We start from the raw sequence: 7,165 nt of genomic DNA on the forward strand, positions 1-7,165 counted from the left end.
GTGACGGAAACGGGTAACTCGCACCGGCATCGCGGAAGTTGATATGAGCGATTTTTCAATCAGGAGACGCGAGCGGTTTTCCGCGGCCATTAGCCCCGCCGTCAATCACCTTTCAATTGCTTCGCGGCGCCCTACAGGATGTTCGTGAAAGCGGTCATGCGGCTATTCGACAAGTCCGCGTGTCAACTGTGGCCGGCATCCACCAGCCCGATTGGCTTGCCGTCGCGAACGATGTTCGAAACACAATCACCTCGGGAATGCCGGGCTCCTGATGGCTATTTGCGACGTTGATCTCCAGCGTGCCGAAGAGCCCTGCGAAGTTCCTCGGTTGTGTCGCTTCGACCCGCTGGCGCGGGTACCACAACACACCGTGCTTGCCCACTGCATGTTTCAACAGCGCGAACGTTGCGTCCGAAAGCGGTTGGCTCAAGTCGATGTCTTCGACCATTGCGCCTAGGGCGCGGGAGCTTGGATTGATCCGCACGATGGTTTCCTTCTGCGACTGGTTACTTACAACTCACGCTACCCCTCAAAATTCGAATACTGTTGTTGGCGCTAGCTGCGCGATTTGCCAATGCCGGTCCGCAGTACGGCGGAACCGCGTAGCGACACGATCGATTCGAAAGGGTCGCTCGGTTTTCACTGGACCGTCGTGCTCGCTGCCGTCATCGAATCGATAGGCCGTCATGTACGACTTCGTGCTGCATTCGTCCGCTGTTGACTCTACGACGAAAGTGTCGCTGATCACATGCGCAAAACGTTGCATTGCGGGCCGGTCGTGCATTGCGGCGAGCAACTCGTCGTGACCGACCAAAAGGTGGCCCTGTCGATGCCAGCGCAGATCTTCGCAGGTCACGGCGAGCGATCCGTCATAGTTGAAGCAATTCGCGCAACGCTAAAAACGATACTGTGTCTGGGTCAGCTCCGGCAACGCGGGTGCGGCGGACGGAAATGGTGATGAATCAATGTTTGCCGACATGAGTTGTTTCGAGTGAATGGGGCTGAATCGATCATCGCTTGCTGAGGATTCTAGGATTACGCCATGAGGCGCGGGAAGGGGCAGTGGAGAACAGTCGGTTTCCAAATTGAGAACAGCCAGTTCGCGGAGCTACGTGGAAATAACCTCATAGGGGATAACCCTTCGTCCCTTCGGCTATACAGATACTTTGGACGTGTTGTGCGCGGCGACGCGGTATCTGTTTCCAAATCGAGAACGGTGAGTTTCCATTAATCTTACTTGAGTCTCGCACTTGCCGGACTAGAATCGTATCCAGAAACGTCGTTTCCGACGTCCCATACCCCGCCTAAAACGGCGTAACTCGCATCACGGAGACTGGGTTGCAGCTACTGACCTGCCACCTCCATTTTTTCAAGAGCGTGTATGGACCGTCTGCGCTGCATTGAGGTGTTCGTCGAAGTGGCTCACGCGGCGAGTTTTTCGGCCGCAGCACAGCGACTCGGGATGTCGAAGGGCAACGTCACAAAGCACGTGGCGTGGCTCGAACAAAGCTTGGGCGTCCAGTTGCTGTCGCGTACGACAAAAAGCGTCAGCATGACTGAAGCTGGAATGACATTGCTGGAAAGTGGGCAGGCGATGCTAGAGCAGATGTCTGACCTCGAAGGACGCCTCAGGCATTCGGTCGGCGGTGCGCGTGGCGTATTGCGTGTTGGTACGCAGCCGTCGTTTGGCGCATATCACCTGGTGCCGGTAGTGACCGCGTTTGCCGAGAGCTATCCGGATGTACAGGTGCTGCTTTATTTGGATGATGGGAGTGCGGACCTGGTTGGCGAACGCCTTGACCTGTCAATTCGCATCGCGCCTGAACTCAAAGACACGAGTTATGTCGCGGTGAAGCTTGCCCGCGTGCCGCAGTATCTGGTTGCCTCTCCCAGATACCTGTCACAGCGCGGCACGCCATCGACCATTGACGATCTCGACAAACACGAATGCTTATTGAACACGATGAAGTCGCCGAACGGGCTATGGACCTTCGAGAGCGCGAACGGCGCGCACTCGATACGGCCCAAGGGCTCTGTTCGCGCGAACTTCGGTGAGCCACTGCTGCACGCTGCACGCCTTGGATGCGGCATTTCGATGCACCCGCTTTACATGATAGAGGACGATCTGGCGAGCGGTGCGCTCGTGATCGTACTGTCGGAATTCACGCCGATCGGGCTGGACATCTACGCGATGTATCCGAGTCGCCGTCACTTGCCCTCGCGTGTGCGTGCGTTTGTCGACTTTCTGCGCGAACGTATTGGTGGACGCGAGAACTGGTCGGAAACGCGACAGTACGTCAAGCAAGAGGACGTTCACTAGAGCGATCACCAGCTTCGTCGGCGCAGCTTTCGTTGACCTCGTTCACAGTGACAGGCAGCAAGGCACATTCGCGACCGTCGACACCGAGGCGTCCTTTGAGATACTGCTTGCGCCAGTCGAACACCTGGTTCGCGTTCACTTCGTGACTGCGTGCAATCTCCTCTACCGAACGTCCACTGGATAACGTCTCCTCGACGATCTCGCGTTTCTCGTCCACGGTACGCCGGCGATACTTGCGGGCGGCCTTGACTTCGGTGAATCCAGTCACTCTGTCCATGATTTCCTTTATGGGCTTAGTGACATATCTGCCCCGGGAAAGCATGGCGTCGCCTTCATCGGGTGTCTGTACGGTCACGGTCGGACGGTTATCAAATCAGCGTGACGCTCTATGGTCTCACCGATGCTGGATTGATCTATAGCGGACATAGTATCTGGCAGGAAGTGAGCAACTCGACGCAAAACACGGTCTTCGGTCTCAAGGGTTCGGAAGATCTCGGTGAGACTTGCATGCGGTTTTAAAGCTGGAGCAGGGATCCCTTCGAAATATCGGCGCCCAGGCTTTCTCCGGTGACGGTCTCGGCTCCCAGGCGTGGGTCGGTTTGCAAAGCGATCCATACGGCAGGTGACGTTCGGTCGCCAGTTTGACATGGTGAACGACCTGGTCGGTCCGCTCACGGTGGAGTTCAAAACGTGGGGCGGCAACATGGTTGCGCATCCGTTCAAAAACAACAAGCTAGCCGCCAATTCGGGCGTTTTCAACAACTCGGTCAAATACACAAGCCCGACGTTCAGCGGCGTCACATTCGAAACGATGTATTCGTTCAGCAATAAGGCAGGCAGCCTCGCGAACAATCACTCATATGGCTTCGGCGTTTCCTATATGCAAGGGCATGTGAATCTTGCTGCCGGATAGCGTCAGGCAGTCTGCGCCTGAATGACTACACCGTACCAGCCTAGTCCCCGGTAGCTTTCGTACCCCGGTGTCGCTGCGAAGGAGACTGTCCGCCCGTCCGATAGTCGGTAAGATCCACGGGCTTTTCCCTCAGTGACGAGTCGGAACGGTTCACTCAATATTCCGTTCGCATCGGAGCTTGCGATAACGCGAAACGTCGCGTCCACGATCATGCAGCGGCTCCGCGCCCACTCGTCGTCGCTAAGGCGCACTCCACGTACGACAGCAGAGGCCTGTGGTGCCCAGTCGAAGAAGATGATAAGGGCGCCCAGCGGCTGGCCATCAGCTGCACCCCGTTCGCGAATTGCCGTGGCATAGGTAGCTACGTGTGCATCTCTTAATTGCGGGAGCACTTCCACGTTCCCGGCTACGAAATCTGAACCCGACCTGATTTTCATAGCATCCGCAAACCATCTGGCATTGGCGATGTTCTTACCTACGACCGGATACGTACTAGGGCGACCATTGGCCATTACCGTGCCCCCAGCGTCGACGATCCAGAGATCCAGATATACGGTATAGCTATCCAAGATAACCGACAATCGACGTGAAGCATATTCTTGAGCAGCAGCATTTCCATTCGCGAGGCAGTCGACCACTGCCGAATCGGTCGCCCACCAACGAACGTCGCACGATCGCTCATACAGATTCCGGTCGATGATATCGATCATATTCAGCGCAAGATCGGTGCATCGCTGCTCCTCGTGTGAGCGCAGACGCTCAATCATGCCGTCGGCCAGCTCGGTTAGTTTCGACAACGACCCGGCGAGTTCCTTGTTGAGTACTGTCGTGATGTCTGAAATACGTGTTGACACCTGCTTGACCTGGTTCGCTACGACGGCGAATCCCTTGCCGGCATCGCCGGCGCGCGCCGCCTCAATCAGTGCATTAAGCGCGAGAAACGTGGTTTCTCTATTTATGTCGTTAATGTCTGATATTTTGTTTGTCGCGAGTTTTTTAACGCGATGTGCAAGTTCAACGATTTCTTGAGGATTCGACATTGGTCACGCCTTGGTAGATGGTTTAACACATATCCGGCCATGCAAGGATCGAGCCTGTTGAAGTAGTGTCGGCGCGTACTGGTACGTAGGGAATCGAGAAAAGTTAGAGGCCAGTTCAAAAAGGCTGCTCCGTACGCCTGAAGATGTTCCAGCAGACGAGGGCGCAGCCGATTTTCAAGAATGCTTCGTGAATGTCAGCTCGACGATCGAAGCGTATGCGAAGACGACGGAAGTTGCGGAGCCACGAGTGAGTCCGTTCAACGACCCAACGGAATTTGCCCAGACCACTGCCATGTTCAGTGCGGTGCCTTGCGATCACCGGTTTGATGCCGCGTTCGTGCAATCGTTGACGATGCGGATCGGAATCGTAACCACGATCGGCATAGATGACCTAGGGTCTCCGAAGTGGTCGGCCGCGCGCGCCGCGGATCGGGGGAATCGCGTCGACGAGCGGCAGCAACTGGGTGACGTCGTTGCGGTTCGCGCCGGTCAGGATGGCGTTGATGGGAACGCCATTGGCGTCTACGAGGATGTGGTGCTTGGAACCGGGTCGCGAGCGGTCCGTGGGATTCGGGCCAGTTTTTTGCCCGCCCCAACAGCTCGTACCGACGAGGAATCGACGGCAGCGTATGAAAGATCGATCTGCCCGGCCTCACGCAACTTGTCGAGCAGCAGTTCGTGCAGTCGATACCATACTCCTGCCTTGCGCCAGTCGTTCAGTCTTCGCCAGCGGGTCGCGCCGGAGCCAAAGCCCAATACGGTCGGCAGGTGGTTCCATCGCAGACCGGTTTTCAACACGAACAGGATGCCATTCAACGCCGCCCGATCCGATACGCGTGGGCGACCAGGATGCTCTTTGCGTCGGGGCTTGGGCGGCGGCACTAACGGTTCCATCAGTGTCCACAATTCGTCATCAATGTTCAAACCGCGGCTGCGTGCTGGTCATTGTGTGAATTCGTCTACTGGGTCGGCCGTACCATCTAGCCGCACCTGCCCACAATGCTGCCGTGTCAGTCTTTCAATCGTCTCGGACTTCGGTGTGATTCATTGCCTCTCTAGCACAGTCACGTTGAACCATTCGTTTGCGCCGGCGAATGCAGTTGCGCGTCCAACTTGAGTCGGTTGTTCTAACTATGTGAGTCGCGAAATTCATCAGATCTTCGTTGCGATACGGCAGATGAACCGGTTCGACCATGATCATTATGGACGTCCGTATTGAATTGTCAAGACATGTCCGATGGATTGTAGATTCAGTTACGCGATGGTCAGGCCTAATCGTCGGCGGGCGAGTTATTACGTTTGCCATGTTTGCTACCTGACGTTGAAATGGCGGGCTTGACGGTTTCCGTTGACTAAGCAGCGGGCGTTGCTACGGCATGGTGTTCGACTCGCGGACTATCGACGCAAGTGTCCGTCCTGTTCTAGGTTCCCGAGCAAAGGCCGTGCTAGGAATCCACAATTCCCAATCGCTGGAAGAGGTCGGTGCTACAAAATATCTTCAAACCGCACCTCACCAGGTCGCTCATTTTCAAATGCGCCTCGCCATGGTGCAGAGTCTCGTCTAGAAATGCCAACTAAAATATCCATATGGGCTACTGAGTGATGTCGACTGCTGTTACATAGAAAATGTGATCCACGTCTGTCCGATTGACCACCACGGCTGCACTCAAGCGTGCTTCCGTGAGCGCCTCTCCTCAAGAAACAGGCACTTCATTGAATCTGATGTGGTTACATCTAATTGGTTGGCACGGCAGTTGCTCTTGTTGCGCCGTCGTTTTCAACAGGGGTCATCGACTCTTGCCGTTGATTCGGCTATCGGAGCCATTCGGAGTGCGGCACGTACGGGAAGAATCGCGTTGCGCAAGATTCTGTTCGTTGACCGATAAGGCGATCAGCGTCGGCACCGAGGAACCAGATGACAGAGCATTCTGAAGACAACGCACGCTAATGAACCAACCAAAAGGACACGGAAAATGAGGAACCGATATGCGTAAGATAATTATGATGTTTGTTATGGCAGTATTGCTGATCGTGGCCGGCGCGGGAATGGTTCGACCCGCAATGGCCGATGACGCGTCGGCCGCCGCAGCGGCATCTGCGCCGGCTGCAGAGGCATCTGCCGCACCTGCCACCCCGACCGCGCCGTTCTCTGTCGATTCGTCGAAGATCAATTCGGGCGACACCGCCTGGATGCTGACCTCCACCGCGCTCGTGCTGTTCATGACGATCCCGGGCCTGGCACTGTTCTACGGCGGCATGGTCCGCAAGAAGAACGTGCTCGCCACGCTGATGCAAAGCTTCGCGATCACCTGCGTGGTGACGATCGTCTGGACGGTGATCGGCTACAGCCTCGCCTTCACGCCGGGCGGCTCGTTCATCGGCGGTTTCTCGCGCGTCCTCATGGCGGGCATGAACTACGTCAAGGGCGACAAGGCCACGACGCTGACCGTCAGCCACCTCGCGCCGACGATCCCGGAAACGGTTTACTTCGTCTATCAGATGACGTTCGCGATCATCACCCCGGCGCTGATTACCGGTGCGTTTGCCGACCGGATGAAGTTCTCGGCGATGCTGGTGTTCATGACGCTGTGGTCGATCATTGTCTATTCGCCGATCGCGCACATGGTCTGGGAACCGACCGGCTGGCTGGCTAGTGCGGGCATCCTCGACTTCGCGGGTGGCACCGTGGTGCACATCAACGCCGGTATTGCCGGTCTGGTCTGCTGTCTGGTGCTCGGCAAGCGTGTCGGCTACGGCAAGGAAGCGATGGCGCCGCACAACCTGACGCTCACGCTGGTCGGTGGCGCCATGCTGTGGGTAGGCTGGTTCGGCTTCAACGCGGGTTCGGCCGTGGCAGCAGACGGCCGTGCCGGTTTCGCGATGTTCGCAACG

At 56.6% G+C, this 7,165-nt stretch carries 5 protein-coding genes and 2 pseudogenes; 3 read left to right on the forward strand and 4 right to left on the reverse strand.

Going from position 1 to position 7,165, the window contains the following annotated elements:
* Window positions 1-154: 154 nt before the first annotated feature.
* Window positions 155-484, reverse strand: coding sequence for a Fe(II)-2OG oxygenase family protein (locus BM438_RS43095; RefSeq protein WP_167378554.1), 330 nt, complete (start codon window positions 482-484; stop codon window positions 155-157).
* An 897-nt stretch (window positions 485-1,381) separates the two neighbouring features.
* Here BM438_RS43095 and BM438_RS43105 point away from each other — a divergent pair.
* Window positions 1,382-2,320: a LysR substrate-binding domain-containing protein gene (locus BM438_RS43105; protein ID WP_093647431.1), complete on the forward strand. Its 939-nt coding sequence runs from the start codon at window positions 1,382-1,384 to the stop codon at window positions 2,318-2,320.
* Here the strand turns inward: BM438_RS43105 and BM438_RS46830 are convergent.
* Window positions 2,298-2,597 carry a transposase gene (locus BM438_RS46830; protein WP_167378555.1) on the reverse strand — a complete coding sequence of 100 codons (300 nt, stop codon included), beginning with the start codon at window positions 2,595-2,597 and terminating at the stop codon, window positions 2,298-2,300. The two genes, BM438_RS43105 and BM438_RS46830, sit on opposite strands and share 23 nt — an antisense overlap.
* 62 nt (window positions 2,598-2,659) lie before the next feature.
* Here BM438_RS46830 and BM438_RS46910 point away from each other — a divergent pair.
* A pseudogene (locus BM438_RS46910) lies at window positions 2,660-3,230 on the forward strand (porin); the annotation flags it as partial.
* Between the two features lie 5 nt (window positions 3,231-3,235).
* Here the strand turns inward: BM438_RS46910 and BM438_RS43120 are convergent.
* Complete coding sequence (locus BM438_RS43120; RefSeq protein WP_093647435.1) at window positions 3,236-4,273, reverse strand: methyl-accepting chemotaxis protein; 1,038 nt, start codon at window positions 4,271-4,273, stop codon at window positions 3,236-3,238.
* A 115-nt stretch (window positions 4,274-4,388) separates the two neighbouring features.
* Window positions 4,389-5,167, reverse strand: a pseudogene (locus BM438_RS43125) (IS5 family transposase).
* A 1,092-nt stretch (window positions 5,168-6,259) separates the two neighbouring features.
* Here BM438_RS43125 and BM438_RS43130 point away from each other — a divergent pair.
* The coding region (locus BM438_RS43130) for an ammonium transporter (protein WP_143131870.1) at window positions 6,260-7,165 on the forward strand (906 nt) is incomplete at its 3' end.

It is taken from the genome of Paraburkholderia aspalathi (assembly GCF_900116445.1).
GTDB classification, from domain to species: Bacteria; Pseudomonadota; Gammaproteobacteria; order Burkholderiales; family Burkholderiaceae; genus Paraburkholderia; species Paraburkholderia aspalathi.